Origin of the sequence: Streptomyces sp. NPDC014764 (assembly GCF_043082785.1) — a bacterium.
Taxonomy (GTDB): Bacteria; Actinomycetota; Actinomycetes; order Streptomycetales; family Streptomycetaceae; genus Streptomyces; species Streptomyces althioticus.
Genome location: NZ_JBIBXY010000007.1, coordinates 111840 through 137270, shown reverse-complemented (window position 1 = coordinate 137270; position 25431 = coordinate 111840). Strand labels below are relative to the sequence as shown.

Annotated in this window: 25 protein-coding genes; 14 read left to right on the top strand and 11 right to left on the bottom strand. The window is 72.7% G+C overall.

Annotation, left to right across the window (positions count from 1 at the left end; all coding sequences use genetic code 11):
* Positions 1–54 precede the first annotated feature (54 nt).
* Positions 55–1440 (top strand): NADP-dependent succinic semialdehyde dehydrogenase, encoded by a 1386-nt coding sequence (locus ACF1AG_RS19380; protein ID WP_359604801.1) that lies wholly within the window; start codon positions 55–57, stop codon positions 1438–1440.
* A gap of 25 nt (positions 1441–1465) precedes the next feature.
* The gene (locus ACF1AG_RS19375) at positions 1466–1702 is read left to right on the top strand and encodes a DUF6213 family protein (protein ID WP_026243794.1); all 237 of its coding nucleotides are present in this window, start codon (positions 1466–1468) and stop codon (positions 1700–1702) included.
* A gap of 4 nt (positions 1703–1706) precedes the next feature.
* Here the strand turns inward: ACF1AG_RS19375 and ACF1AG_RS19370 are convergent, their stop codons facing one another.
* Together ACF1AG_RS19370 and ACF1AG_RS19365 are read right to left on the bottom strand one after the other, a co-directional pair.
* A complete protein-coding gene (locus tag ACF1AG_RS19370; RefSeq protein ID WP_359604799.1) occupies positions 1707–2369 on the bottom strand; it encodes a transcriptional regulator in 663 nt (220 codons plus the stop codon).
* Between the two features lie 91 nt (positions 2370–2460).
* Positions 2461–3687: an acyl-CoA dehydrogenase family protein gene (locus tag ACF1AG_RS19365; protein ID WP_359604797.1), complete on the bottom strand. Its 1227-nt coding sequence runs from the start codon at positions 3685–3687 to the stop codon at positions 2461–2463.
* A gap of 171 nt (positions 3688–3858) precedes the next feature.
* Here ACF1AG_RS19365 and ACF1AG_RS19360 point away from each other — a divergent pair, with 171 nt between their 5' ends.
* On the top strand, positions 3859–4500 hold the full coding sequence (locus tag ACF1AG_RS19360) for a TetR family transcriptional regulator (RefSeq protein ID WP_359604796.1): 642 nt from the start codon (positions 3859–3861) through the stop codon (positions 4498–4500).
* Positions 4501–4514: 14 nt separating this feature from the next.
* Here the strand turns inward: ACF1AG_RS19360 and def are convergent, their stop codons facing one another.
* Positions 4515–5060 carry a peptide deformylase gene (gene def, locus ACF1AG_RS19355; RefSeq protein ID WP_359604794.1) on the bottom strand — a complete coding sequence of 182 codons (546 nt, stop codon included), beginning with the start codon at positions 5058–5060 and terminating at the stop codon, positions 4515–4517.
* A gap of 147 nt (positions 5061–5207) precedes the next feature.
* Between def and ACF1AG_RS19350 the strand changes: the two genes are divergently transcribed.
* From ACF1AG_RS19350 to ACF1AG_RS19330, 5 genes are all read left to right on the top strand, one after another.
* Entirely contained in the window at positions 5208–6446 is a 1239-nt protein-coding gene (locus ACF1AG_RS19350) for a MurT ligase domain-containing protein (RefSeq protein WP_102636915.1), read from the top strand.
* A 24-nt stretch (positions 6447–6470) separates the two neighbouring features.
* Positions 6471–7199, top strand: a complete 729-nt coding sequence (locus tag ACF1AG_RS19345) for a glutamine amidotransferase (protein ID WP_359604792.1) — start codon at positions 6471–6473, stop codon at positions 7197–7199.
* 253 nt (positions 7200–7452) lie between these two features.
* Complete coding sequence (locus ACF1AG_RS19340) at positions 7453–8478, top strand: 6-phosphofructokinase (protein WP_093552004.1); 1026 nt, start codon at positions 7453–7455, stop codon at positions 8476–8478.
* Positions 8479–8606: 128 nt separating this feature from the next.
* A complete protein-coding gene (locus tag ACF1AG_RS19335) occupies positions 8607–9560 on the top strand; it encodes a cytochrome c oxidase assembly protein (protein ID WP_359604790.1) in 954 nt (317 codons plus the stop codon).
* Between the two features lie 84 nt (positions 9561–9644).
* On the top strand, positions 9645–9821 hold the full coding sequence (locus tag ACF1AG_RS19330) for a hypothetical protein (protein ID WP_359604788.1): 177 nt from the start codon (positions 9645–9647) through the stop codon (positions 9819–9821).
* 18 nt (positions 9822–9839) lie between these two features.
* On the opposite strand, the gene ACF1AG_RS19325 is transcribed toward ACF1AG_RS19330, so the two are convergent.
* The 4 genes from ACF1AG_RS19325 to ACF1AG_RS19310 are packed head-to-tail and all read right to left on the bottom strand — an operon-like array spanning position 9840 to position 13922.
* Positions 9840–11045 (bottom strand): sensor histidine kinase, encoded by a 1206-nt coding sequence (locus ACF1AG_RS19325; protein ID WP_391810091.1) that lies wholly within the window; start codon positions 11043–11045, stop codon positions 9840–9842.
* The gene (locus tag ACF1AG_RS19320; RefSeq protein ID WP_391810090.1) at positions 11042–12754 is read right to left on the bottom strand and encodes a cation acetate symporter; all 1713 of its coding nucleotides are present in this window, start codon (positions 12752–12754) and stop codon (positions 11042–11044) included. Before ACF1AG_RS19320 ends, ACF1AG_RS19325 begins: the two co-directional genes overlap by 4 nt.
* 21 nt (positions 12755–12775) lie before the next feature.
* Entirely contained in the window at positions 12776–13135 is a 360-nt protein-coding gene (locus ACF1AG_RS19315) for a hypothetical protein (RefSeq protein ID WP_359603012.1), read from the bottom strand.
* Between the two features lie 16 nt (positions 13136–13151).
* On the bottom strand, positions 13152–13922 hold the full coding sequence (locus ACF1AG_RS19310) for a LytTR family DNA-binding domain-containing protein (RefSeq protein WP_359603011.1): 771 nt from the start codon (positions 13920–13922) through the stop codon (positions 13152–13154).
* A 134-nt stretch (positions 13923–14056) separates the two neighbouring features.
* Here ACF1AG_RS19310 and ACF1AG_RS19305 point away from each other — a divergent pair, with 134 nt between their 5' ends.
* The 5 genes from ACF1AG_RS19305 to ACF1AG_RS19285 all read left to right on the top strand — a co-directional run bounded on the left by ACF1AG_RS19305 (position 14057) and on the right by ACF1AG_RS19285 (position 20621).
* The gene (locus ACF1AG_RS19305) at positions 14057–14560 is read left to right on the top strand and encodes an Lrp/AsnC family transcriptional regulator (RefSeq protein ID WP_024884926.1); all 504 of its coding nucleotides are present in this window, start codon (positions 14057–14059) and stop codon (positions 14558–14560) included.
* A 123-nt stretch (positions 14561–14683) separates the two neighbouring features.
* On the top strand, positions 14684–15496 hold the full coding sequence (gene ddaH / locus ACF1AG_RS19300; RefSeq protein ID WP_359603009.1) for a dimethylargininase: 813 nt from the start codon (positions 14684–14686) through the stop codon (positions 15494–15496).
* Positions 15493–16719: an ornithine--oxo-acid transaminase gene (gene rocD / locus ACF1AG_RS19295; protein WP_359603007.1), complete on the top strand. Its 1227-nt coding sequence runs from the start codon at positions 15493–15495 to the stop codon at positions 16717–16719. Before ddaH ends, rocD begins: the two co-directional genes overlap by 4 nt.
* A gap of 188 nt (positions 16720–16907) precedes the next feature.
* Entirely contained in the window at positions 16908–19382 is a 2475-nt protein-coding gene (locus ACF1AG_RS19290) for a SpoIIE family protein phosphatase (RefSeq protein ID WP_391810089.1), read from the top strand.
* A gap of 9 nt (positions 19383–19391) precedes the next feature.
* Positions 19392–20621, top strand: coding sequence for a SpoIIE family protein phosphatase (locus tag ACF1AG_RS19285; protein ID WP_359603004.1), 1230 nt, complete (start codon positions 19392–19394; stop codon positions 20619–20621).
* Between the two features lie 108 nt (positions 20622–20729).
* Here the strand turns inward: ACF1AG_RS19285 and ACF1AG_RS19280 are convergent, their stop codons facing one another.
* Positions 20730–21185, bottom strand: coding sequence for an RpiB/LacA/LacB family sugar-phosphate isomerase (locus tag ACF1AG_RS19280; protein WP_391810088.1), 456 nt, complete (start codon positions 21183–21185; stop codon positions 20730–20732).
* Between the two features lie 197 nt (positions 21186–21382).
* On the opposite strand from ACF1AG_RS19280, the gene ACF1AG_RS19275 reads away from it, so the two are divergent.
* Entirely contained in the window at positions 21383–22108 is a 726-nt protein-coding gene (locus tag ACF1AG_RS19275) for a lysophospholipid acyltransferase family protein (RefSeq protein WP_391810087.1), read from the top strand.
* 61 nt (positions 22109–22169) lie between these two features.
* Here ACF1AG_RS19275 and ACF1AG_RS19270 read toward each other — a convergent pair whose 3' ends face one another.
* The 3 genes from ACF1AG_RS19270 to ureG form a co-directional block, all read right to left on the bottom strand.
* Positions 22170–23789: an alpha/beta hydrolase gene (locus ACF1AG_RS19270; RefSeq protein WP_387797151.1), complete on the bottom strand. Its 1620-nt coding sequence runs from the start codon at positions 23787–23789 to the stop codon at positions 22170–22172.
* 103 nt (positions 23790–23892) lie between these two features.
* On the bottom strand, positions 23893–24681 hold the full coding sequence (locus ACF1AG_RS19265; protein WP_359602998.1) for an urease accessory protein UreD: 789 nt from the start codon (positions 24679–24681) through the stop codon (positions 23893–23895).
* Positions 24669–25352, bottom strand: coding sequence for an urease accessory protein UreG (gene ureG, locus ACF1AG_RS19260; protein WP_359602996.1), 684 nt, complete (start codon positions 25350–25352; stop codon positions 24669–24671). Before ureG ends, ACF1AG_RS19265 begins: the two co-directional genes overlap by 13 nt.
* Positions 25353–25431 lie beyond the last annotated feature (79 nt).

Here is a 25431-nt window from a genome sequence, read left to right as displayed (position 1 = left end):
CCATCGGCGCGCGGGAAGGTCGTCGGAGCACAGCCCGTCCCATGGAGGCCAGTGATGCACATCGCCACGGTGAATCCGGCGAACGGCGAGACCGTCAAGACGTACCACCCCATGGACGAGGACGAGGTCGAACGCCGGCTCCAGCTCGCGGAGGCCACCTTCCGCACGTACCGGACGACGACCTTCGAGGAGCGGTCCCGTCTGATGCACCAGGCCGCCGAGATCCTCGACGAGGACCGGGACGCCATCGGCAGGGTGATCACCACGGAGATGGGCAAGCCGGTCGCGCAGGCCCGCGCGGAGGCCGCGAAGTGCGCCAAGGCGATGCACTGGTACGCCGATCACGCGGCCGAGCTGCTCGCCGACGAGGAGCCCGCCGCCTCCGACGTGAAGGACTCCGGCGCCTCCCGGGCCCTGGTGCGGTACCGGCCGCTGGGCCCGGTGCTCGCGGTGATGCCGTGGAACTTCCCGCTGTGGCAGGTGGTGCGGTTCGCCGCCCCCGCCCTGATGGCGGGCAACGTCGGGCTGCTGAAGCACGCGTCGAACGTGCCGCAGACCGCCCTGTACCTCGAGGACCTGTTCCACCGCGCGGGCTTCACCGAGGGCTGCTTCCAGACCCTGCTGATCGGCTCCGCCACCGTCGACGACCTGCTGCGCGACGAGCGGATCAAGGCCGCCACACTCACCGGCAGCGAGCCGGCCGGCCGGGCGGTGGCCTCGACGTGCGGCGAGATGATCAAGAAGACCGTGCTGGAGCTGGGCGGCAGCGACCCGTTCGTGGTGATGCCCTCGGCCGACCTGGACCGGGCCGCGGAGGTCGCGGTGACGGCCCGGGTGCAGAACGCGGGCCAGTCCTGCATCGCCGCCAAGCGGTTCATCGTGCACACGGACGTCTACGACGCCTTCGCCGAGCGGTTCGTCGCCGGCATGAAGGCGCTGAAGGTCGGCGACCCGACGGACGAGGACACCGACGTCGGCCCGCTCTCCAGCGAACAGGGCCGCCGGGACCTGGAAGAACTGGTCGACGACGCCGTGAGGGCGGGCGCCACGGTGCTGTGCGGTGGCGAACGCCCGGACGGGCCGGGCTGGTTCTACCCGCCGACCGTGCTGGCCGGGATCGACCGGGAGATGCGCATCCACCGGGAGGAGGCGTTCGGCCCGGTCGCCACGCTGTACCGGGCGGACGACCTGGACGAGGCGGTGCTGATCGCCAACGACACCCTGTTCGGGTTGAGTTCGAACGTGTGGACGCGTGACGAGGCGGAGATCGACCGGTTCGTCCGGGACCTCGAGGCGGGCGGCGTGTACGTCAACGGCATGACGGCGTCCCATCCCGCGTTCCCCTTCGGCGGGGTCAAGCGGTCGGGTTACGGGCGTGAGCTGTCCGGGCACGGAATCCGCGAGTTCTGCAACATCACCACGGTTTGGCACGGCGCGTGACGCCCGCACGGCTACGATCCCGACTGTGAACCGCGAAGTGACCCTGCCCCTGATCGTCGACGACCGCGGCACCCTTCAGGTGGCGGCCGCCGACGTCAGCAAGCTGCTGCGCACGGTCGGCGGCCGCTGGGTCCGGCTCGTCGAGTCCGGCGAGGGCGGGCTCGACGAGGACACGGTCGCCGCGCTGACGATCGAACTGGCGAAGCTCGCCGACCGCATCGACGTGGCGTGCATCGCCCACTCCAGCGGCACCACCCCGTAAGGCGTCAGGCCGGCCGTTCGAGGGTCCGCCAGAACAGCGCTTCGTAACTCTGCAGCAGGTGTCCGTAGGCGCGGGCGCGGCTCTCGTCCAGGCGCCCGGTTTCCAGGGCCGCCTGGACTGCGCGCTCGGCGGTGCGGTCCAGGTGCTCGGCCGGTCCGGCGAAGAAGTCGAAGAAGGCGCAGGCCTCGTCGTCGAAGCCGTAGTGTGTGCGCAGTGCGGCGGCGATGGTGGCGCAGTAGCCGCCCCACGCGGAGAAGTTGGCGGTGACGGCGAGCACGGCGTCGGCCGGGGCGGCGTTGAGGGCCAGCCAGGCGACGTAGGCCGGGTAGGCCTGGCAGCCGGGCAGCGGGGTGTAGGCGGCGGCCCGGGTCCCGTCGACGCCGCAGGCCGCGGCGAAGGCGGGCAGCCGCTGCTGGGCGAGCGCCTCGCCCTCGGCCAGGGCGGTGAAGTACGCGTCGGCCTCAGGTTCGGCCGTGGAGCGCACCGCCAGCTGGAGGAAGGCGCGGCGGTCCGCGGGGATCACCTGCGCCTGTTCCAGTGCGAGCACCGCCAGCACCTCGCGGTCCGCCTTCCCCGCCGCGATCTGCGGCACCAGCGGGTTCGAGCGCGGATCGGGGGCGAGCTCCGCGGTGATCGTCCGCAGCAGGTCCCGGGCCGTGCGTGTCATCGCGTCCTCCGAGGCGTCGGTCACCCCCGAGGTTGGCCCTTACGCCGTGCGGGGGCAAGCCGGCGGACCGGACCGCCCCCGCACGGGTGGGTCAGCGGATGGACATGCCCGAGAGGGTGCGGGCGATCACCAGGCGCTGGATCTCGCTGGTGCCCTCGAAGATGGTGTAGATGGCGGCATCCCTGTGCATCCGCTCGACCGGGTACTCACGGGTGTAGCCGTTGCCGCCGAGGATCTGGATGGCCTGGGCGGTGACCTTCTTGGCGGTCTCGCTGGCGAACAGTTTCGACATCGAACCCTCGGCCGCCGTGAACGGCTTGCCGTTGACCCCCATCCAGGAGGCGCGCCACACCAGCAGGCGGGCGGCGTCGATCTGGGTGCGCATGTCGGCGAGCTGGAAGGCGACGCCCTGGTTGTCGATGATCGGGCGGCCGAACTGCTCACGCGTCTTGGCGTAGTCGAGGGCGACCTCGTACGCGGCGCGGGCGGTGCCCACGGCCATGGCGCCGACGGCCGGGCGGGAGGCCTCGAAGGTGGCCATGGCGGCGTTCTTCACGCGCTCGCCGCCCTTCTTGGCCTTCTCCCGGGCGCGGGCGAGCCTCTCGTCGAGCTTCTCCTTGCCGCCGAGCAGGCAGGAGCCGGGGACGCGGACGTCCTCGAGGACGACCTCGGCGGTGTGCGAGGCGCGGATGCCGTGCTTCTGGAACTTCTGGCCCTGGGAGAGGCCCGGGGTGTTCGGCGGGATGATGAAGGACGCGTGGCCCTTCGAGCCCAGCTCGGGGTCGACGACCGCGACCACCACGTGGACGTTGGCGATGCCGCCGTTGGTCGCCCAGGTCTTGGTGCCGTTGATGACCCACTCGTCCTTGGCCTCGTCGTACACCGCGCGGGTGCGCATCGACGCCACGTCGGAGCCGGCGTCGGGCTCGGAGGAGCAGAAGGCCGCGACCTTCACGTCGTTCACGTCGCCGTACATCTGGGGGATCCAGGTGCCGATCTGCTCCTCGGTGCCGTTGGCGAGGACGCCGACGGCGGCGAGGCCGGTGCCGACGATCGACAGCGCGATGCCCGCGTCGCCCCAGAACAGCTCCTCCATCGCCATGGGGATGCCGAGACCGGTTGCGTCGAAGTACTGCTGCGCGTAGAAGTCCAGGGAGTAGATGCCGACCTTGGCCGCCTCCTGGATCACCGGCCAGGGAGTCTCCTCACGCTCGTCCCATTCGGCGGCGGCGGGACGGATGACGTCGGCGGCGAAGCCGTGCAGCCAGTCCCGCACCTCCTTCTGCTCGTCGTTGAGCTCCATGGTGAACTCGGCCATGACCCCTCCAGCGGCGGCGCACGTGCATGTTACTTGCGGTAACCCCAGTCTGTTACCGACAAGTAGGAAAAGTCAACTCCCCAGGCAGGTCGGCATCCCGTTCGATGTCGGGGCCGTGATCAGTGTTAGTTTGCGCAGGCGTCACCGATTCAGCACGGGTGGGGAGAGCTCATGGACACCACACAGCGGACCGAGCAGCAGCGGTCCGCCGACCGACGCCGGCGCGAGCTGCTGGAGGCCGCCGACCGAGTGGTGCTGCGCGACGGCCCCGGGGCCTCGATGAACGCCATCGCCGCGGAGGCCGGCATCACCAAGCCCATCCTCTACCGTCACTTCGGCGACAAGGGAGGACTCTACGCCGCCCTCGCCACACGCCACACCGACGCCCTGCTGGACTCCCTGCGGGCCGCACTGGACGCGCCCGCGGAGCGGCGGGAGCGGGTCGAGGCCACGCTGGACACCTACCTGGCGGCGATCGAGGCACGGCCCCAGGTCTACCGCTTCCTGATGCACCCGGCGGAGGGCTCGCCGAGCGAGCAGGGCTTCGACGTGGGCAAGCACTCGGCGCCGCTGCTGCGCCGGATGGGCGAAGAACTGGCCCAGGTGATCGAGGAACGCCTCGACCTCGGCCCCGGAAGCCACCAGCTGGCCCGGGTCTGGGGCCACGGCATCGTCGGCATGATGCACGCGGCCGGCGACTGGTGGCTGGGCGAACGCCCCTGCGCCCGCGCCGAGTTGGTGCGCAGCCTGGCCGACCTGCTGTGGGGTCGGCTGGCCGCGGCCGGCGACAAGGTGGGCGGCCCGGGCTTCTGACCCCGGGGCCCGGCTCAGGCAGGGCGGTGCCAGGAGGCGCGCGCGATCTGGCGCATCAGCTTGCGGTGCCGACGGCCGTCAAGGCGGTCGGCGTAGACCGTGCCGTCCAGGTGGTCGCTCTCGTGCTGGAGGCAGCGGGCGAAGAACCCGGTGCCGTGCACGGTGACCGGCTCCCCCGTCACCGTGAAGCCCTCGACCACCGCGTGGTCGTACCGCTCCGTCCCCGCCTCCAGGCCGGGCAGCGACAGACAGCCCTCGGGCCCTCGCACCACCACCCCGTCCGTCACCACCGGCCGCGGGTTCACCACGTGTCCGAGGTGCCGTACGTCCTCGTCGTCGGGGCAGTCGAAGACGAACACCCGCAGCGGCACGCCGATCTGGTTCGCGGCCAGGCCCACTCCCTCGGCCGCGTACATGGTCGCGAACAAGTCCTCCACCAGATCCGCCAGTTCCGGGCCGAAGTCGGTGACCTCCCCGCACGGCGTGTGCAGGACGGGGTCTCCGAGCAGGGTGAGGGGCCGTACGCGTCCGTGGACGCCGGGCAGAGAGCCGTGTCGCATGGCCGCAAGGGTACGGTCCTTGCATCCCCGCCCCGTCTTACGACGGAGCCGCGGTACTGGAGGGCGAATGGATCTCGATAGGCTGAGCCCACACCACGTGGCCGTCAGGCACAGACGCGGCGCGTACGCAAGGAGGATCGAGAACTGATGGCAGGCAACTCGGACCCGCTCACGCCGCGGGCCAAGCTGGCCGTGACCGCGGGCAAGGCGGTCGCAGCGGCATCCCGCGCCGCAGGGCGCGGCAGCGGTTCGGTGATCGGCGGCCGGGTGGCCCTGAAACTCGACCCCGAGCTTCTCCACCGGCTCGCCGCGCACCTGGACGTGACCCTCGTCTCGGCGACCAACGGCAAGACCACCACCACCCGGCTCATCGCCGAGGCGCTCAAGGCGGCCGGCCCGGTCGTCTCCAACGCGCTGGGCGCCAACATGCCGGCCGGCATCACCTCGGCCCTCGCGGCCGGCGAGGACGCCCGCTACGGCGTCATCGAGGTCGACGAGAAGTACCTGGTCGGCGTCGCGCAGGCCACCGAGCCCAAGTGCATCGCCCTGCTCAACCTCTCCCGCGACCAGCTCGACCGCGCCGCGGAGACCCGCATGCTCGCGGAGGCCTGGCGCGAGGGCCTGGCCGGCTCCAAGGCCGTGATCGTGGCCAACGCCGACGACCCGCTGGTGGTGTGGGCCGCGTCGTCCTCCCCCAACGTGATCTGGGTGGCCGCCGGCCAGATGTGGAAGGACGACGCCTGGTCCTGCCCGTCGTGCGGCGGCGTGATGCAGCGCCCCGGCGACGACTGGTTCTGCGGCGAGTGCGGCTTCCGCCGCCCCACCCCGAGCTGGGCGCTCTCCGGCGACCACGTGCTCGACCCGCACGGCTCCGCCTGGCCGATCCACCTCCAGCTGCCGGGCCGCGCCAACAAGGCCAACGCCGCGTCCTCCGCGGCCGTCGCCGCCGTCTTCGGGGTGCCGCCGCAGGTGGCCCTGGAGCGCATGTACCAGGTGCAGGCCGTGGCCGGCCGCTACGACGTCGTCCAGTTCCAGGGCCGTGACCTGCGGCTGCTGCTCGCGAAGAACCCCGCGGGCTGGCTGGAGACGTTCTCGCTGATCGACCCGCCGCCGACCCCGGTGATCCTTTCGGTGAACGCGCGCTCCGCCGACGGCACCGACACCTCCTGGCTGTGGGACGTCGACTACACCCGGCTCACCGGCCACCCGATCTGCGTCGTCGGCGACCGGAAGCTGGACTTGGCGGTGCGCCTCGAGGTCGCCAACCAGCAGTTCCAGGTGTGCGAGAACCTCGACCAGGCGGTCCAGATGTCGCCGCCGGGCCGGATCGAGGTCATCGCCAACTACACCGCGTTCCAGGACCTGCGCCGCCGCGTCGGCAACTGACCACGACACCTCAGGGGACTTGAAGTGAGCGACAACCAGCTGCGGGTCGTCTGGATCTACCCGGACCTGCTCAGCACCTACGGCGACCAGGGCAACGTCCTCGTCGTCGAGCGCCGGGCGCGGCAGCGCGGCCTGGACGTGGCGCGGCTCGACGTGCGCAGCGACCAGCCGATCCCGACCTCCGGCGACATCTACCTGATCGGCGGCGGCGAGGACCGCCCGCAGCGGCTGGCCGCCGAGCGGCTGCGCCGCGACGGCGGGCTGCACCGGGCGGTGGAGAACGGCGCGATCGTCTTCTCGGTCTGCGCCGGCTACCAGATCCTCGGCCACGAGTTCATCAACGACCTCGGCCAGCGCGAGCCCGGCCTCGGCCTGCTCGACGTGGTGTCGGTGCGCGGCGAGGGCGCGCGCTGCGTGGGCGACGTCCTCGCGGACATCAACCCGCAGCTCGGGCTGCCCCCGCTGACCGGGTTCGAGAACCACCAGGGCATCACCCACCTGGGCCCCACGGCACGCCCGCTCGCGCAGGTGCGTTTCGGCAACGGCAACGGCACCGGCGACGGCACCGAAGGCGCGTACAACGACACCGTGTTCGGCACGTACATGCACGGCCCGGTGCTGGCGCGCAACCCGCAGATCGCGGACCTGCTGCTGAAGCTGGCGCTGGACGTCAACGCGCTGCCGCCGACCGACGACCGCTGGTACGAGGCCCTGCGCAACGAGCGCATCGCCGCCGCCCAGCAGCCCGCGTAGGCGCCGGAACGACGCCGCGGAGGAGGCGTCGGAGGGGCCTGGCACGGCCCGTCCGACGCCTCCTCCGCACAGGTGAGCGGCGTCGGAGGGGCCTGGCACGGCCCGTCTGACGCCTCCTCCGCACAGGTGAGCGGCGTCGTCCAGCAGGCGGACGCGGGATGCGGCACCTCCCCCCGAAACGGCTAGGGTGGCGGGGATCGAACCGGACAGCGCGGTCCGGTCCCGGCCCACTTCGAGAAGGTTGTTTCGGGCTATGCGCATTGGTGTCCTCACGTCCGGCGGCGACTGCCCCGGCCTGAACGCCGTCATCCGGTCCGTCGTGCACCGTGCCGTCGTCGACCACGGCGACGAGGTCATCGGCTTCCGCGACGGGTGGAAGGGCCTCCTGGAGTGCGACTACCTCAAGCTCGACCTCGACGCGGTGGGCGGCATCCTCGCCCGCGGCGGCACCATCCTCGGCTCCTCCCGGGTGCGTCCCGAGCATCTGCGGGACGGTGTGGAGCGGGCCCGGGGCCATGTCGAGGAGCTCGGTCTCGACGCGATCATCCCCATCGGCGGTGAGGGCACCCTCAAGGCGGCGCGGCTGCTGTCCGACAACGGTCTGCCGATAGTCGGCGTGCCGAAGACCATCGACAACGACATCGCCGTCACGGACGTCACCTTCGGGTTCGACACGGCCGTCGGCGTGGCCACCGAGGCGCTGGACCGGCTGAAGACCACCGCCGAGTCGCACCAGCGCGTGCTGATCGTGGAGGTCATGGGCCGCCACACCGGCTGGATCGCGCTGCACTCCGGCATGGCGGCCGGCGCGCACGCCATCGTGGTGCCCGAGCGGCCCTTCGACATCGACGAGCTGACCGCGAAGGTCGGCGAGCGGTTCTCGGCCGGGAAGCGGTTCGCCATCGTCGTCGCGGCCGAGGGCGCCAAGCCGAAGGCCGGGACCATGGACTTCGACGAGGGCGGCAAGGACGTCTACGGCCACGAGCGGTTCGCCGGCATCGCCCGGCAGCTCTCCCTGGAGCTGGAGGAGCGGCTCGGCAAGGAGGCCCGTCCGGTGATCCTCGGCCACGTGCAGCGCGGCGGCACCCCCACCGCGTACGACCGGGTGCTGGCCACCCGGTTCGGCTGGCACGCGGTGGAGGCCGTGCACCGCGGCGACTTCGGGCAGATGACGGCGCTGCGCGGCACCGACATCGTCATGGTGTCGCTCGCGGAGGCCGTGGAGACGCTGAAGACCGTGCCCGAGGCGCGGTACGCCGAGGCGGAGTGCGTGCTCTGATCCTCCGGCCGCCGCCCGGCGCGTGAGACGGGCTTCACAGACCGCCCCCGGTGACGGACGTCGCCGGGGGCGGTTCTAGTCTGGTGCGGACCGATTGCGTACAACCTGGACGAAAATGGAGCCGGCGGATGGATCACAGCGGGCACGGCATGACCATGGATCTGCCGCCGTTCACGCTGGGCCGAGGGCTCGCCTGGTCGGCGGACCCGTTCTTCCTCGTCGCCTGCCTGCTGGCGCTCGCGCTGTACGGCTGGGGCGTGGTCCGGCTGGTCCGGCGCGGTGACAGGTGGCCGGTGGGGCGGACGGTCGCGTTCGCCACCGGTGTGCTGAGCATCGGGCTGGTGATGTGCACCGCGCTGAACGACTACGGCATGGTGATGTTCAGCGTGCACATGGTGCAGCACATGGTCATCAGCATGGTGTCGCCGATCCTGATCCTGCTCGGCGCCCCGATCACCCTGGCGCTGCGGGCGCTGCCCCCGGCGTCCGTACGCGGCACCAAGGGGCCGCGCGAGCTGCTGCTGATGCTGCTGCACAGCCGCTACATGCGGGTGGTGACGCACCCGCTGTTCACCATCCCGATGTTCATCGCGAGCCTGTACGCCCTGTACTTCACCCCGCTGTTCGACTTCCTGATGGGGTCGGCGGTCGGGCACGCGACGATGATGGTGCACTTCCTCGCCGTGGGCCTGGTGTTCTTCTGGCCGATCATGGGCGTCGACCCGGGTCCGCACCGGCCGGGTCACCTGATGCGGATGCTGGAGCTGTTCGCGGGCATGCCGTTCCACGCCTTCTTCGGCATCGCCCTGATGATGGCCTCCACTCCGATGGTCGACACCTTCCTGAACCCGCCCGCGTCGCTCGGCATCGACCCCCTGTCCGACCAGAACGCGGCCGGCGGCATCGCCTGGGCGTTCAGCGAGGTCCCGTCGGTGCTGGTGCTGATCGCGCTGCTGTTCCAGTGGTACGCCTCGGACCAGCGGCAGGCGCGCCGCAAGGACCGCGCCGCCGACCGGGACGGCGACAAGGAGCTGGAGGCGTACAACGCCTACCTGGCCTCCCTGAACGCGCGCGGCAGCTAGCGGCCCCGGGGTTCCGTCCCGTACCGCCCTGCTTTTCCGAAACCGGGGCACCATGGAGGGAACGGACCTGAGGAGGGTGTCGCGATGCCCGGTACCACGAACGGTTCCACCTCGACGAAGACCATGGGCGTGCTCACCGTCGGCGGCCTGGTCGCCGTGACGGCGTACACGGTGGCGCTCGGCAGCAACGGCTGGCTGTGGTTCATCTGGGTCGTCCTCGGCCTGCTCACCCTGGGGATGGTCGCGACCAGCACCAGCTGACCGGCACGGGCGGGCGGCTCACCGAGGGGTGAGCCGCCCCGCCAGATGGACGCCCGGCTGGTACTTCGGCAGCCGGACGGTGATTTTCATGCCCGCGCCCGCGGCCGTCTCGATGACCAGCCCGTGGTCGTCGCCGTAGACCTGGCGGAGCCGGTCGTCGACGTTGGACAGGCCGATGCCGCCGGTGGGGCTGACCTCGCGGGCGAGGATGCGGCGCAGCAGGTCGGGGTCCATGCCGGCGCCGTCGTCCTCGATGACCACGAGCGCCTCGGCGCCCGCGTCCTGTGCGGTGATCTGGATGCGGCACTTGTCGGCCTTGCCCTCCAGGCCGTGCTTCACGGCGTTCTCCACCAGCGGCTGGAGGCACAGGAACGGCAGTGCGACCGGCAGCACCTCGGGGGCGATCTGGAGGGTGACGGCCAGCCGGTCGCCGAAACGCGCCCGCACCAGCGCCAGGTAGTGGTCGATGGCGTGCAGCTCGTCGGCGAGGGTGGTGAAGTCGCCGTGCCGGCGGAACGAGTAGCGGGTGAAGTCCGCGAACTCCAGCAGCAGCTCACGGGCGCGCTCGGGGTCGGTGCGCACGAAGGACGCGATCACCGCGAGCGAGTTGAAGATGAAGTGCGGGGAGATCTGCGCGCGCAGGGCGCGGATCTCGGCCTCGATCAGCCGGGTGCGGGACTGGTCCAGGTCGGCCAGCTCCAGCTGCACGGAGACCCAGCGGGCCACCTCCCCCGCGGCCCTGACCAGCACCGCCGACTCGCGGGGCGCGCAGGCGACGAGCGCGCCGTGCACCCGGTCGTCGACGGTGAGCGGGGCGACCACCGCCCAGCGGACCGTGCAGTCCGGGGTGTCGCAGGTCAGCGGGAACGCCTCGCCGCGGCCGGTGTCCAGGGGGCCGGTGAGACGCTCCATGATCTCGGTGCGGTGGTGGGCGCCGACGCCGTCCCAGACGAGGACCTGCTCACGGTCGGTGAGGCCCAGGGCGTCCGTGCCGAGCAGGGAGCGCAGCTTGCGGGCCGACTTGCGGGCGGTCTCCTCGGTGAGCCCGGCGCGCAGCGGGGGCGTGGCCAGCGAGGCGGTGTGCAGGGTCTCGAAGGTGGCGTGCTCGACGGGGGTGCCGAGTCCGGCGAGGCTCGCGGGCCGTGCCGTGCGCCGGCCGAGCCAGAAGCCGGCGGCCAGCAGCGGCAGCACGGCGACGAGCAGTCCGGCGAGGAAGCCGCTCATGCGGACACCTCCGTGCGCAGCTCTTCCGGCAGGTGGAAGCGGGCCAGGACCGCGGCCGTGCCGGGCGGCACCCGGCCGGGTGTGGCGAGGGAGACCAGCACCATGGTGAGGAAGCCGAGCGGCACCGACCAGAGGGCGGGCCAGGCGAGCAGCGCGTGCCACGGCCCGGCGCCCGGATAGCCGGCCATGGTGGCGGCCACGGCGAGGAACGCGGAGCCGCCGCCGACGAGCATCCCGGCGGCCGCGCCCGGCGGGGTGAGCCGCCGCCACCAGATCCCGAGGACCAGCAGCGGGCAGAACGAGGACGCGGACACGGCGAAGGCGAGGCCCACGGCGTCGGCCACCGGCAGCCCGCCGACCAGGATGCTCGCCACCAGCGGGACGGCCATGGCGAGCACGGTCCCGAGGCGGAAATGGCGCACGCCGCGGGAGGGCAGCACGTCCTGGGTCAGCACCCCGGCGACGGCCATGGTGAGTCCGGAGGCGGTGGACAGGAACGCGGCGAACGCTCCCCCGGCGACCAGCGCCCCCAGCAGGTCGCCGCCGGTGCCGCCGATCATCCGGCCGGGCAGCAGCAGGACGGCGGCGTCCGCGTCCCCGGTGAGGGTGAGGTCCGGTGCGTAGAGGCGGCCGAGGGCGCCGTAGACGGGCGGCAGCAGGTAGAAGGCGCCGATCAGGCCCAGGACGGCGACGGTGGTGCGGCGGGCGGCCACGCCGTGCGGACTGGTGTAGAAGCGCACCACCACGTGCGGCAGGCCCATGGTGCCGAAGAAGGTGGCGAGGATCAGCCCGTACGTGGCGTACAGCGGGCGTTCCTCGCGGCTCTCGGCGCGGGAGGGCGACAGGGCGTCGTCGGCTCCCTGCCCGGTGGTGGGGACCTCGGCGCCCTCGGCGAAGGTGAGGCGGGTGCCGCCGTCGATGCGGTGGGTGCCGGCGGAGAGGCTGACCTCCGCGCCCTCGTGTTCCACGCCGTCGACGGCGCCGTCCACGGTGACGGTGAGCGGGGCGGTCAGGCGCAGGTCGACGGTGTCGTCGACGCGCACCACGCGCTGTTCGCGGAACTCGGCGGGCTCGTCGAAGGCGTGGCTGGGCGCGCCGTCGCTCTGCCAGGCGATCACCAGGAAGAGGGCGGGCACCAGCAGGGCGGTGAGCTTGAGCCAGTACTGGAACGCCTGGACGAAGGTGATGGAGCGCATGCCGCCGGCGGCCACTATCACCGTGACGACGACGGCGACGATCACCGCACCGAGCCAGTCGGGCGCGCCGGTGAGCACGGTGAGGGTGAGTCCGGCGCCCTGGAGCTGGGGCAGCAGGTAGAGCCAGCCGACGCCTACGACGAGGGTGCCGGCGAGTCTCCGCACCACGTGCGAGGAGAGCCGGGCCTCGGCGAAGTCGGGCAGCGTGTAGGCGCCGGAGCGGCGCAGGGGCGCGGCGACGAAGAGCAGCAGCACCAGGTAGCCGGCGGTGTAGCCGACCGGGTACCAGAGCATGTCCGGGCCCTGGACCAGGACCAGTCCGGCGATGCCGAGGAAGGAGGCCGCGGAGAGGTACTCGCCGCTGATGGCGGCCGCGTTGAGGCGGGGCCCCACGGTGCGGGAGGCGACGTAGAAGTCGGAGGTGGTGCGGGATATGCGCAGGCCGAAGGCGCCGACGAGGACGGTCGCGACGGCGACGAGCGCGACGGCGGTGACGGCGTAGGCGGTGTTCACGGCGGTGCGGTTCCCGGGGTCTCAGCGGTCCTCGACGAGCCGCACGAAGTCGCGTTCGTTGCGTTCGGCGCGGCGGACGTACCAGCGGGCGAGCAGGACCAGCGGGGGGTAGAGCCCGAAACCGAGGACCGCCCACTCCAGCCGGCGGGCGTCCGGGGCGGCGGCGAAGACCAGCGGCAGCGGGCCGATGAGCAGCGCGAGGACGGCGAACACGGTGAGTCCGGTGCGCAGCTGGATGCGCATCAGGGAGCGCACATAGGTGTGGCCGAGGGTGGTCTGCTCGTCGATCTCGGTGCGCGGGCGGTAGTAGCCGGAGGTGCGGCGGGTGCGGCGGGGCGGGCCGGTGACGACCACCCGGCGCTCCGCGGGTTCCTGGGGCATGCGGTTGTCTCCCCCGTCAGCCCGTGGTCCGGCGCATCAGCAGGTCCCGCAGCTCGCGGGCGTGGCGTCTGCTGACCTGGAGTTCCTCGGAGCCGATCAGGACGCTCACGGTGCCCGCGTCGAGGCGCAGCTCGCCGATGTGGCGCAGGGCGACCAGGTGGCGGCGGTGGATGCGGACGAAGCCGCGTGAGCGCCAGCGCTCCTCCAGGGTGGACAGCGGGATGCGCACGAGGTGGCTGCCGCGGTCGGTGTGCAGGCGGGCGTAGTCGCCCTGGGCCTCGACGTGGGTGATGTCGTCGACGGCGACGAAGCGGGTGACGCCGCCCAGCTCGACGGCTATGTGGTCGGGGTCGGGCTCGTGCACGGGGATGCGCGGGGCGGGCTCCGGCGGGGCCGTCCCGCGCTGGGCCGCGGCCCGCCGTACGGCCTCGGCGAGGCGTTCCCTGCGGACGGGCTTGAGGACGTAGTCGACGGCCTTGAGGTCGAAGGCCTGGACGGCGAAGTCCTCGTGGGCGGTGACGAACACGACGAGCGGCGGCCGGGCGAAACCGGTGAGCAGCCGGGCGAGGTCGAGTCCGTCGAGGCCGGGCATCTGGATGTCGAGGAAGACGACGTCGATGGCGTCGGGCCCGTCGGGTCCCGACTCCAGGGCGCGGTTGATGCGTCGCAGGGCCTCGGTGGCGTCGCCGGCGCCCTCCGCGCTGCCGATACGCGGGTCGGCGTTCAGCAGGTACAGCAGCTCCTCCAGCGAGGGGCGTTCGTCGTCGACGGCGAGGGCGCGCAGCATGAAGGTGGAGTGTAGGGGGGATCTCCGGCTCCGGACTACGTGCCGGACAAGGGCGTTTCACCCGGTTCGGCGCCGGTCCTCCTCCCGGGGCGCACCCGGGGTGACCGTGGGGCCGTCGTGGATACAGTGCCCGCATGAACAGCAGGCCCACGCCGTTCGACGAACTCGACCGGAAGATCGTCACCGCTCTGATGGCGAACGCCAGGACGTCCTTCGCGGAGATCGGCGCCTCCGTCGGGCTGTCGGCGACGGCGGTCAAGCGCCGGGTGGACCGGCTGCGGGAGACCGGCGTGATCACCGGGTTCACCGCGACCGTGCGGCCGTCCGCGCTGGGCTGGCGCACCGAGGCGTACGTGGAGGTCTACTGCGAGGGGGCGGCGCCGCCGCGGCGGCTGGCGGAGGTGGTGCGCAACCATCCGGAGATCGCGGCGGCGATGACGGTGACCGGAGGCGCGGACGCGCTGCTGCACGTGCGGGCGCGGGACGTGGAGCACTTCGAGGAGGTGCTGGAGCGGATCCGCCAGGAGCCGTTCATCCGGAAGACGATCAGCGTGATGGTGCTGTCCCACCTGCTGCCCGACAGTCCTGAGGCGGGAGTGACGCAGCCCGCCCCGGACGACGCACCGGACGTGCGCTGACGCCGGGAAAGACGCAGCGATCCTGCGTGGACACGCAGGATCTGTCGCTTGTCGGCCGTAGGGCCGCGTTTCTACCGTGGAGTCACCCCTAGTCGACACCGTGTGAAGCGGAGGAACCCCTTCGTGCTCGAATCACGTGTGGCGCGCCCACGGCGATATCTCGTCTGCGAACCCAGATTCTTCGCCGTGCGGTACGCGATCAACCCCTGGATGCGTCCGGACCGTCCCGTCGACGTCTCACTCGCCCGGCGGCAGTGGCTGTCGCTGGTCGACGCCTACCGACGCCACGGCCATACCGTGGAGACCGTGGAACCGCTGCCCGGTCTGCCCGACATGGTGTTCGCCGCGAACGCGGCGGTCGTCGTGGACGGGCGTGTGTTCGGCTCGAAGTTCCACGCGCCGGAGCGGCGCCCGGAGTCGGTGCCGTACGCCGCCTGGTTCAAGGCGCACGGGTTCGACGTCCAGCATCCGGAGTCGGTGTGCGAGGGCGAGGGCGACCTGGTGCCGGCCGGGCGCTGGGTCCTCGCCGGGACCGGCTTCCGCACCACGCCCGAGGCGCACCGGGAGGCCCAGGAGTTCTTCGGGGTGCCGGTGATCGGTCTGACCCTGGTGGACCCGTACTTCTACCACCTGGACACGGCGCTGTTCGTGCTGGACGAGGAGAACGTCGCGTACTACCCGGAGGCGTTCTCGCCGGGCAGCCGTGAGGTGCTGGAGCGGCTGTACCCGGACGCGGTCCTCGCCACCAGGGAGGACGCCATGGCGTTCGGCCTGAACTCCGTCTCGGACGGCCGTCATGTCTTCGTCCCGCCGGAGGCGACGGCCCTCGCCGACCGGCTCGCCGGCCGCGGTTACGTCCCCGTCCCCGTCGACCTGTCCGAGTTCCGCAAGGCCGGCGGGGGCATCAAGTGCTGCACTCAGGAGATCCGCTCATGACCACTGCCCCCCGTACGCGTTCGTCCGCCGAGCTGATCGCGGCGGAGGAGCCGGTCCTCGCGCACAACTACCATCCGCTGCCCGTGGTCGTCGCCCGCGCGGAGGGCGCCTGGGTGGAGGACGTGGAGGGCCGGAAGTACCTGGACATGCTGGCCGGCTACTCGGCGCTCAACTTCGGCCACCGGCACCCCGCGCTGATCGAGGCGGCGCACCGCCAGCTGGACCGGCTCACGCTGACCTCGCGCGCCTTCCACAACGACCGGCTGGCGGAGTTCGCGGAGCGGCTGGCCGCGCTGACGGGCCTGGACACGGTGCTGCCCATGAACACCGGCGCCGAGGCGGTGGAGAGCGGCATCAAGGTGGCCCGCAAGTGGGCCTACGACGTCAAGGGCGTCCCCGCCGACCGGGCGACGATCGTCGTGGCGGCGGACAACTTCCACGGCCGGACGACCACGATCGTCAGCTTCTCCACGGACGAGACGGCCCGCGCCGGCTTCGGCCCCTTCACCCCGGGGTTCCGGGTGGTGCCGTACAACGACCTCGCGGCCCTGGAGGAGGCGGTCGACGGGACGACGGCGGCGGTGCTGATCGAGCCGATCCAGGGCGAGGCGGGCGTGGTGATCCCGGACGACGGCTATCTGGCCGGGGTGCGGGAGCTGACCCGGCGCGCCGGGTGCCTGTTCGTCGCGGACGAGATCCAGTCGGGGCTCGGCCGCACCGGGCGCACGCTGGCCGTGGAGCACGAGTCGGTCGAACCGGACGTGGTGCTGCTGGGCAAGGCGCTGGGCGGCGGGATCGTCCCGGTGTCGGCGGTGGCGGCCCGGCGTGAGGTGCTCCAGGTGCTCCACCCGGGTGAACACGGGTCGACGTTCGGCGGGAACCCGCTGGCGGCCGCCGTGGGCACGGCCGTGGTGGAACTGCTGGAGACGGGCGAGTTCCAGCGGCGCGCGGCCGAGCTGGGCGTGGTGCTGCGGGAGGGCCTGGAGGCGCTGGTCGGCAAGGGCGTCACCGGCTTCCGCAGCCGCGGCCTGTGGGCGGGCGTGGACGTCGACCCGACGCTCGGCACCGGCCGGGAGGTCAGCGAGCGTCTGATGCGCGAGGGCATCCTCGTCAAGGACACGCACGGTTCGACCGTCCGGCTGGCCCCGCCGCTGACCGTCACCGCGGACGAGCTGCGGGAGGCGCTGCGCACGCTGGAGAAGGTGCTCAGCCGCCAGGTCTGACCTGTCCGCCCGACGCCCCCGCCGGTTCTGCCGGGCGGGGGCTTCGGCTTGTCCGGGCGCGGGTCGGACGACGGGCGCGGTGCACCGGTGGCCCACCTCCGGGGAGCCCTGGGCCGGTCATCGGGGTGAAGATGGGGTCTAGCGGGGACAAAGGTGACAGAACGCTCTCAGCGACAGAGAGGCCGTCCGTGGGCGGACACAAGGAGCAGGGAGGAGCCCGGCAGGGGTTCGACGTGGCCGACGCCGCGCCGCTGCTGCTGGACCCGCACGGTCTGGTGACGGGCTGGACGGCGCACGCGGAGCGGCTGCTGGGCCACCGCGCGGAGGAGGCGGTGGGCCGGAAGTTCGCCGACCTGCTGGAGGCCGAGGACGCCGAGCGGATGGAGGACCTGCTCGACCGGTGCCGCACCGGCGGCGACGGGACGGGACTGATGACGGCCCTCCACCGGGACGGGCGGCCGGTGCCGGTGTCGGTGCGGGTCACCCCGACGACAGTCCCGCAGGGCCGCCCGGGGGTGCTGGTACTGCTGTCGGAGCTGGGGGACGGAGCGCGGGGCTGGGACATGAGCCGCGGCGTGCTGGAGCAGATCGTCGTCGGCAACCCCATCGGCATCGCCATCGTGGACACGGAGCTGCGCTTCGTGTGGTCCAACGCGGCCCTGGAGCAGTGGGGCGGCGGTCCGGGCCGGACGCGTGTGGGTCTGCGGGTCGCCGACGTCCAGCCGGGCATGGACAGCGAGGCCGTCGAGGGGCGGATGCGGCACGTGCTGGAGACCGGCGAGCAGGTGATCGGCTACGAGTACGTCGGCCGGGTGCGCTCGGCGCCACTGCGGGAGACCGCGCACATGCTGTCGTTCACCCGCCTCGAGGACGAACGGGGCGACCCGATGGGCGTGTACTACACCGTCGTGGACGTCACCGACCGGCACCGCGCCCGGCAGCGCCTCGCCCTGCTCGACCGGGCCGGCCAGTACATCGGCCGCACCCTCGACGTGATGACCACCGCGCAGGAGCTGGCGGACGTCGCCGTGCCCGGCCTCGCCGACTTCGTCACCGTGGACCTGCTGGAGACGGTGCTGCACGGCGCCGAGCCGGTCCCGGAGCCGCTCGCCGGCTCCGAGCGCATCCCGCTGCGCCGCGCCGGCCACCGGTCCCTGTACGAGGATCTGCCGCGGACATCCGTGGACAGCGGCGCGGTCGTCTCCTACCTGGCGGACTCCCCTCCCGTACGGTGCCTGACCACGGGGCGGTCCTGGCGGCAGGGGCAGCTCGACCCGCTGGCGGTGGAGTGGTCCGCGGACGCGCCGGACGGCCGGGGGTCCACCTTCCTGGAGCTGGGCCTGCAGAGCGTGATGATCGTCCCGATCCGGGCGCGCGGCGTCACCCTGGGCCTCACCACGTTCTTCCGCCGCCGTCAGAGCCCTTTCGACGCGGACGACCTGCACCTGGCCGAGGACCTGGTCTCGCGCGCCGCCGTATGCGTGGAGAACGCCCGCCGCTACACCCGCGAGCGGGACGCCGCGCTGGTGCTCCAGCGGAGCCTGCTGCCGCGGCGGCTGCCCGACCAGGACGCCGTCGAGGTGGCCGCCTGCTACCGGCCCGCCGACGAGCTGACCGGGCTGGGCGGCGACTGGTACGACCTGATCCCGCTGTCCGGCGCCCGGGTGGCGCTGGTGGTCGGCGAGGTGCCGGGGCACGGCATCGACGCCGCCGCGGCCATGGGGCGGCTGCGCACGGCGGTCCGCACGCTCGCCGCGATCGACCTGCCGCCCGAGGAGGTGCTGGCGCACCTGGACGACCTGGCCCTCCGCTCGGCCCGGGACGACGGCGACGGGGAGGGTGACGACGACGGGGAGCGCGGGGTCAGGCAGGGCAACTCGGTCGGCTCCGCCTGCCTGTACGTGGTGTACGACCCGGCGGACGGGCGGTGCACGATGGCCGCCGCGGGGCATCCCGCGCCCGCGGTGGTGGCGCCGGACGGCGCGGTCGGCTTCGTGGACCTGCCGCAGGGGCCGGCGCTCGGGGTGGGCGGTCCGCCGTTCGAGGCGGTGGAGCTGTCACTGGACGAGGGCAGCACGCTGGTGCTGCACACGGACGGGCTGCTGGCGCACGGCGACGGCGGCGCGGAGGGGACGGGACGGGAGCGGCTGCGGCGGGCCCTTGAGGGCACGGCGCGCGAGCTGCGGCCCAGCTGCCAGGCGGTGGTCGACGCGCTGGTCCCGGTCCGCCCGGAGGACGACGTGGCGGTGCTGATGGCGCGGACCAGGCGGCTCGCGCCGGGACAGATCGCCGCGTGGGACCTGCCGCCCGACCCGGCGGTGGTGGCGGACGCCCGCAGGACGGCCCAGGACCAGCTCGCCCGCTGGGGTCTCGACGAGGAGCTGAAGTTCACCACGGAGCTGCTGGTGAGCGAGCTGGTGACGAACGCGATCCGTCACGCCTCCGGGCGGGTGCGGTTGCGGCTGATCCGGGAGCGGACGCTGGTGTGCGAGGTGCTCGACGGCGGCGCGAGCGCCCCGCACCTGCGGCATCCGCGCGCGATGGACGAGGGCGGCCGGGGGCTGCTGCTGGTGTCGCAGCTCGCGGAGCGCTGGGGCACGCGGTTCGTCCCCGACGGGAAGATCATCTGGGCGGAGCAGCCTCTTCCCGCGTCCTCGGAGTGAGGCGGGGCCATGGCGGACACGACGATCGACTTCGAGGCGGTGTACCGGGCACTGCCGGGCATGGTGGCGCTGCTGACCCCGGACCTGGTGTTCGCCGACGTCAACGACGCGTACGTGCGGGGCACCGGTCGTCCGCGTGAATCCCTTCTGGGCCGCCACGTGTTCGACGTGTTCCCCGAGTCGTTGAACTCCCCCGCCTCGAGCCACTCGCACCATCTGCGGGCCTCGCTGCTGCGGGTGCTGGCCACCGGCGAACGGGACGCCATGGCCCTGCAGCGCTACGACGTGGAGTCCCCCGAGAACTCGGGGAACTGGCACGAGCACTACTGGTCGCCGGTGAACAGCCCGGTCCTCGGACCGGACGGCCGGGTGCGGCTGATCGTGCACCGGGTCGAGGAGGTCACCGAGTTCGTGCGGGCCCGGGGGCTCGACGGCGACACGGCGGGACGGGTGCTGGAGGCCGAGCTGTACACCCGCGCCCGGGAGCTTCAGGAGCTCAACAACCGGCTGCGCGAGGCGCACGCCCGGGAACGTGAGGTGGCCCTGGTGCTGCAGAAGGCGATGCTTCCGGCGCACCGGAAGGCCGGCCATCGCCGGGCCGCGGTGCGCTACCGGCCCGCGGTGGGCTCACTGAACGTGTGCGGGGACTGGTACGACCTGGTCGACCTGGTGGGCGGCCACCGCATCGGCGTGTCGGTGGGCGACGTGGTGGGGCACGGCCTGGAGGCGGCCGGAGTCATGGGCCAGCTGCGCAGCGCGCTGAGCGCCGCGTCCCGGGTGGCGGACGGCCCGGCCCAGGCGCTGAACGTGCTCGGCCGGTACGCGAACGTGGTCGACGGCGCGGAGTCGGCGACGGTCGTGACCACGTTCATCGACTTCGACCGGCACGTCATCACCTACAGCAGCGCGGGCCATCCGCCTCCGGTGCTGCTGCACGGCGACGGGCGGGTGGAGTTCCTCGACCGGGCGACGGATCCTCCGCTGGACGCCCGTCCGGAGCCGCAGCCGCGGCCGCAGGCGTCCACGGTCTTCGAGCCGGGGGCGACCCTCGTTCTCTACACCGACGGGCTGGTCGAGCGGCGGCGTGAGGACATCGACGTCGGGCTGCGGCGACTGGCGGAGTCCCTGCGCCACCACCGCGCGCTGGACCCGGAGCCGCTGGCGGACACGGTGCTGCGGGAACTGCTGCCGCCGGGCGGCGCCACGGACGACACGGCCCTGGTCGTCGTGCGGTTGTGACGACCACGGCCGTCAGGCTCCGGTGCGCTCGCCGGCGGTACGGGTGGCGCCCACCCGCCGTCAGGTGCCGGCGCGCTCGCCGTCGAGACGGGAGGCGCCCACCCGCCGTCAGGTGCCGGCGCGCTCACCGTCGAGATGGGAGGTGCGCTCCACGTTGGCCCGGTCCTCGGGGTCGTCGCTGGGCCGGCCGGCGAACCACGCGTCGAGGATCTCGTGGAGCAGCGGGACCGAGGTGAGCCGCAGGCTCAGCGCCAGCACGTTGGCGTCGTTCCAGCGGCGGGCGCCGTCGGCGGTGTACGCGTCGGTGCACAGGGCGGCCCGGGCGCCGGGCACCTTGTTGGCGGCGATCGAGGCGCCGGTCCCGGTCCAGCAGCACACCACCGCCTGATCGGCCCGCCCGTCGGCGACGTCGCGGGCGGCGGCCTCGGAGCAGACGGCCCACTGCGGGTCGGCCCCGGGGCTCAGGGCGCCGTGGGCGCGCACCTCGTGGCCGCGTTCGCGCAGGGCGTCGACCAGGGCGCGGGCGACCGGTTCGTCCATGTCGGAGGAGACGGAGATCCGCATGCCGTCGAGCCTACCGGCCGGTGCGCGGGCGGCGGCCGCGTGGCGTGCGGCCGGTTGTCCGGGGCGGTGAGTTCCGGTTCCCGTCGAACCTGGTGCCCGGGCCCGTCACCCGGTCCTAGACTGGCAGTTCACGACGTGCCGGATGACCTGCTGGAACGCGGCGATCCCGTCGTTTCCCAGAGTCGAGGAGCGTGCATTTGTTCTACTACCTGCTCAAATACGTGCTGTTGGGCCCGCTGCTCAGACTGGTCTTCCGGCCCCGGATCGAGGGCCTGGCACATGTCCCGTCCTCCGGCGCCGCGATCGTGGCGGGGAACCATCTGTCGTTCTCCGACCACTTCCTGATGCCGGCCGTGCTGAAGCGTCGCATCACCTTCCTCGCCAAGGCGGAGTACTTCACCGGCCCGGGGTTCAAGGGGCGGCTGACGGCGTTCTTCTTCCACAGCGCCGGCCAGATCCCCGTCGACCGTTCCGGCAAGGAGGCCGGTCAGGCGGCGATCCGCGAGGGGCTCGGGGTGCTGAGCAAGGGCGAACTGCTCGGCATCTACCCGGAGGGCACCCGCTCGCACGACGGCCGCCTCTACAAGGGCAAGGTCGGCGTGGCGGTGATGGCCCTCAAGGCGGGCGTCCCGGTGGTGCCCTGCGCGATGATCGGCACGTTCGAGGCGCAGCCGCCCGGCCGGAAGATCCCTCGCGTCCACCCGGTGGTGATCCGCTTCGGCGAGCCGCTGGACTTCTCCCGCTACCAGGGCATGGAGAACGAGAAGGCGGTCCTGCGTGCCATCACGGACGAGATCATGTACGCCATCCTCTCCCTTTCCGAGCAGGAGTACGTCGACCGGTACGCGGCCGACGTGAAGGCCGAGGAGGAGAAGCGTAAAGCGGAGGAGAGGCGGCGGGCGTCGCGCATGCCGCTGCGGTGAGCACCGCGTTCACGGATGAGGGGCGGCCGGGCTCTTCCGGCCGCCCCTCACTGTCGCGCGGTTACGGCTTCGGCGTGGCGTGCGGGGCGCAGGTCACGTCGGAGCGGTCGAGCTTCCCGGTGAGCAGGTAGGTGTCGACCCGGTCGTTGACGCAGGGGTTGACCAGCCCGGTGACGCCGTGGGAGCCGGCGTCCCGCTCGGTGATCAGGCGGGAGCCCTTGAGCCGCTTGTGCAGCTCGACGGCGCCGCCGTACGGGGTGGCCGCGTCCCGCTCGGACTGGACGATCAGCACGGGCGGCAGGCCCTTGCCGGTCCTCACGTCGACGGGGGTGCGCTGGGGAACCGGCCAGGTGGCGCAGGGCAGGTTCATCCAGGTGTTGGCCCAGGTCAGGAACGGGTGGTCGCGGTGCAGTCGGGTGGTGTCGCGGTCCCAGGTGCGCCAGTCGGTGGGCCACTTGGCGTCGGTGCACTCGACCGCGTTGTAGACGGCGTTGCCGTTCTCCGCGGCCGCGTTGCCCGCCGTGTCGGACAGGTCCGGGGCGGCGGCGTCGACCAGCGCCTGGGTGTTCCCGGCGGCGGCCTGCCCGAACACCTCGGCGACCGGCGCCCACGCGGAGTCGTAGTAGGGGGCGCTCTGGAAGAAGCCGATCAGCTCGGCGGGGCCGACGACTCCGCCGAACGGCTCCTTCGCCGCGGCGGCGCGCAGCTTCAGCCACTGCTGCTGAACGGCGGCCCGGGTGGTGCCGAGGTGGTAGACGGCGTCGTTCTTCGCGACCCAGTCCTGCCAGTCCTGCCAGCGGGTCTCGAAGGCGACGTCCTGGTCCAGGTTGGCCTGGTACCAGATCTTCTGGCGGGACGGGTTGACCACGCTGTCCACGACCATGCGGCGCACGTGGTCCGGGAACAGGGTGGCGTAGACGGCGCCGAGGTAGGTGCCGTAGGAGACGCCCAGGTAGTTGAGCTTCTTCTCGCCGAGTGCCGCGCGGATGACGTCGAGGTCGCGGGCGGTGTTCGGGGTGGTCATGTGCGGCAGCATGGTGCCGCTGCGCTCGAGGCAGCCCTCGGCGTACTCGCGGGCGAGCTTGCGCTGTGCCCGCTTGTCGGCCTCGGTGCGCGGGACCGGGTCGGCCTTGGGCGCCTTCACGAACTCCTGCGGGTCGCCACAGGAGATGGGCGCGGACTTCCCCACCCCGCGCGGATCGAAGCCGACGAAGTCGTACGCCTTGGCGGTGTTGGCCCAGACGGGGCTCTTCGAGGTGACCCGGGCCGGGAAGCGCAGTCCGGAACCGCCGGGGCCGCCCGGGTTGTACAGCAGCGCGCCCTGCCGTTCGGCCGGCGTGCCGGTGTTCGCGATGCGGTCGACGGCGAGCTTGATCTGCTTGCCGTTCGGCTTGGCGTAGTCCAGCGGCACGGAGACCCAGCCGCACTGGATGGGCCGGGGCAGGTTCCAGTCGGCGGGGCAGTCCTGCCAGTCGACGCCGGTCTTGGCGGCTCGGGCCGCGGCGACGGCGACGCCCTGGGCCTCACGGTCCTTGCCGTGACGGGTGTCCGCCGTCGCGCTCGCGCTGGGCGCCGCGACGGCGCCGGCTATGAGCGCGGATGTGACGAGCACGCCGGCCGAACCGAGCGCCGCCACCCGCCTCTTCGGTCTGCTGTCCCTCAAGGGAGCCTCCCCGTACATGGTTTCGATGCGTACGGGGTTGGATCCTCGTCTCCCGAAGGTGACGGGCGACAGAGGGGATACGCCTTCTTTGCCAATCCGATAAGCGGACATGGCAGTGGCGTCATGCGGACGCCGGAGACGCGGGGGTGAAGGATGCTGGCGCCCGGTCCAGCAGTCGGCGCAGTCGCAGGGCGTCCGGCGCCACGGCGCCGACCAGGACGGCGGGACCGGTCAGCGGGAGGACGGCGAGACCGTCGGCCGGCACGCCGGGAGTGATCGGCTTGTCCGCGAACTCCGGTTCACAAACCAGGAGTTGGCCGACGGCACGGTGACCGCCCAGCACAGCGGGTCCGTCCCAGCCGCCGGGAGCACCCGGGCCGCAGTCGAGTTCCTGGTCGAGGACGGGGCGCCCGTCGACGCGCACGGTGAGCCGCGAGGTGAGGCGGCCGGGGCCTTCCCCGGCCCGCCCCAGCACCAGTTCCTCGCGGAGGACCAGCCGGGCTCCGGGCGCCAGGTCGACGTGGGTGTGCACGACAAGCTCGCTGCCCGTGACGGAGACCAACGGCTCCGGCAGCCAGTGCAGTTCGCCTCCGGCGGCGACGGTGATCCGCACGTCCTGGCGCGCCTGTCCCCCGTGCTGGCCCGGCAGGGCGAGCGTGGCGGCGGCCGAGCCGACCCGCAACCGGGCGCCCGTGCCGACGTCGGCGCGAACGGTGAAGCGGTCCCCGCCGTGCGGCCCGCTCATCGCGCCGACGAGGGTGACGTGCGCGGTCGCGCCACTCCCCCGCGTGCGCCGCAGCGCGAGCGGGCCCCGGCTCTCCAGCACGGGCAGGGCGGTGCCGCCCCGGCCGTCCGCGCGGGCGCGGACCTCCGCCTCCGCCCGGACGCCCGCGGTGTTCACACCGCCCACGCGGCGAGCCGCCGCCGCACCCAGGACGCCACCGCGGCGACCCCCTCGTCCTCACGCAGCGACTGGAACACCACGGGCAGGTCGGCGCGTTGCGCCTTGGCGTCGACCGCCATCCGGCCGAGGTCCGAGCCGACGTACGGGGCGAGGTCGGTCTTGTTCACGACCAGCAGGTCGGCGGTGGTCACGCCGGGGCCGCCCTTGCGCGGGATGTCGTCCCCGCCGGCCACGTCGATCACGAAGATCTGCGCGTCGACCAGCCCCTTGGAGAAGGTCGCGGTGAGGTTGTCCCCGCCAGACTCGACGAGGACGAGGTCCAGCGGGCCGACCGAGTCCTCCAGATCCTCCACCGCCTCGAGGTTGGCGGAGATGTCGTCACGGATCGCGGTGTGCGGACAGGCGCCCGTCTCCACGGCGGTGATCCGCTCGGGGGGCAGGACCGCCTCCCTGAGCAGGTACTCGGCGTCCTCGCGGGTGTAGATGTCGTTGGTCACGACGGCCAGGGACACCTCGTCCCGCAGCGCCCTGCAGAGCGCGGCGACCGTCGCGGTCTTCCCGGAACCGACGGGCCCGCCGAGCCCGATCCGCAGAGCACGACGCGCTCCGTCCGGCCGCCGGGCATCGGCGCCCATGACGGCGGGCCCGGGGTGGGGGTCGATGTGATCACGATGCATGAGGCACCTCCGGGTGTCGCGGCACGTCCGGGTCGCTCGGGGAACGGACCGCCGGGGCTGTCAGGTCGATGGCGGGGCA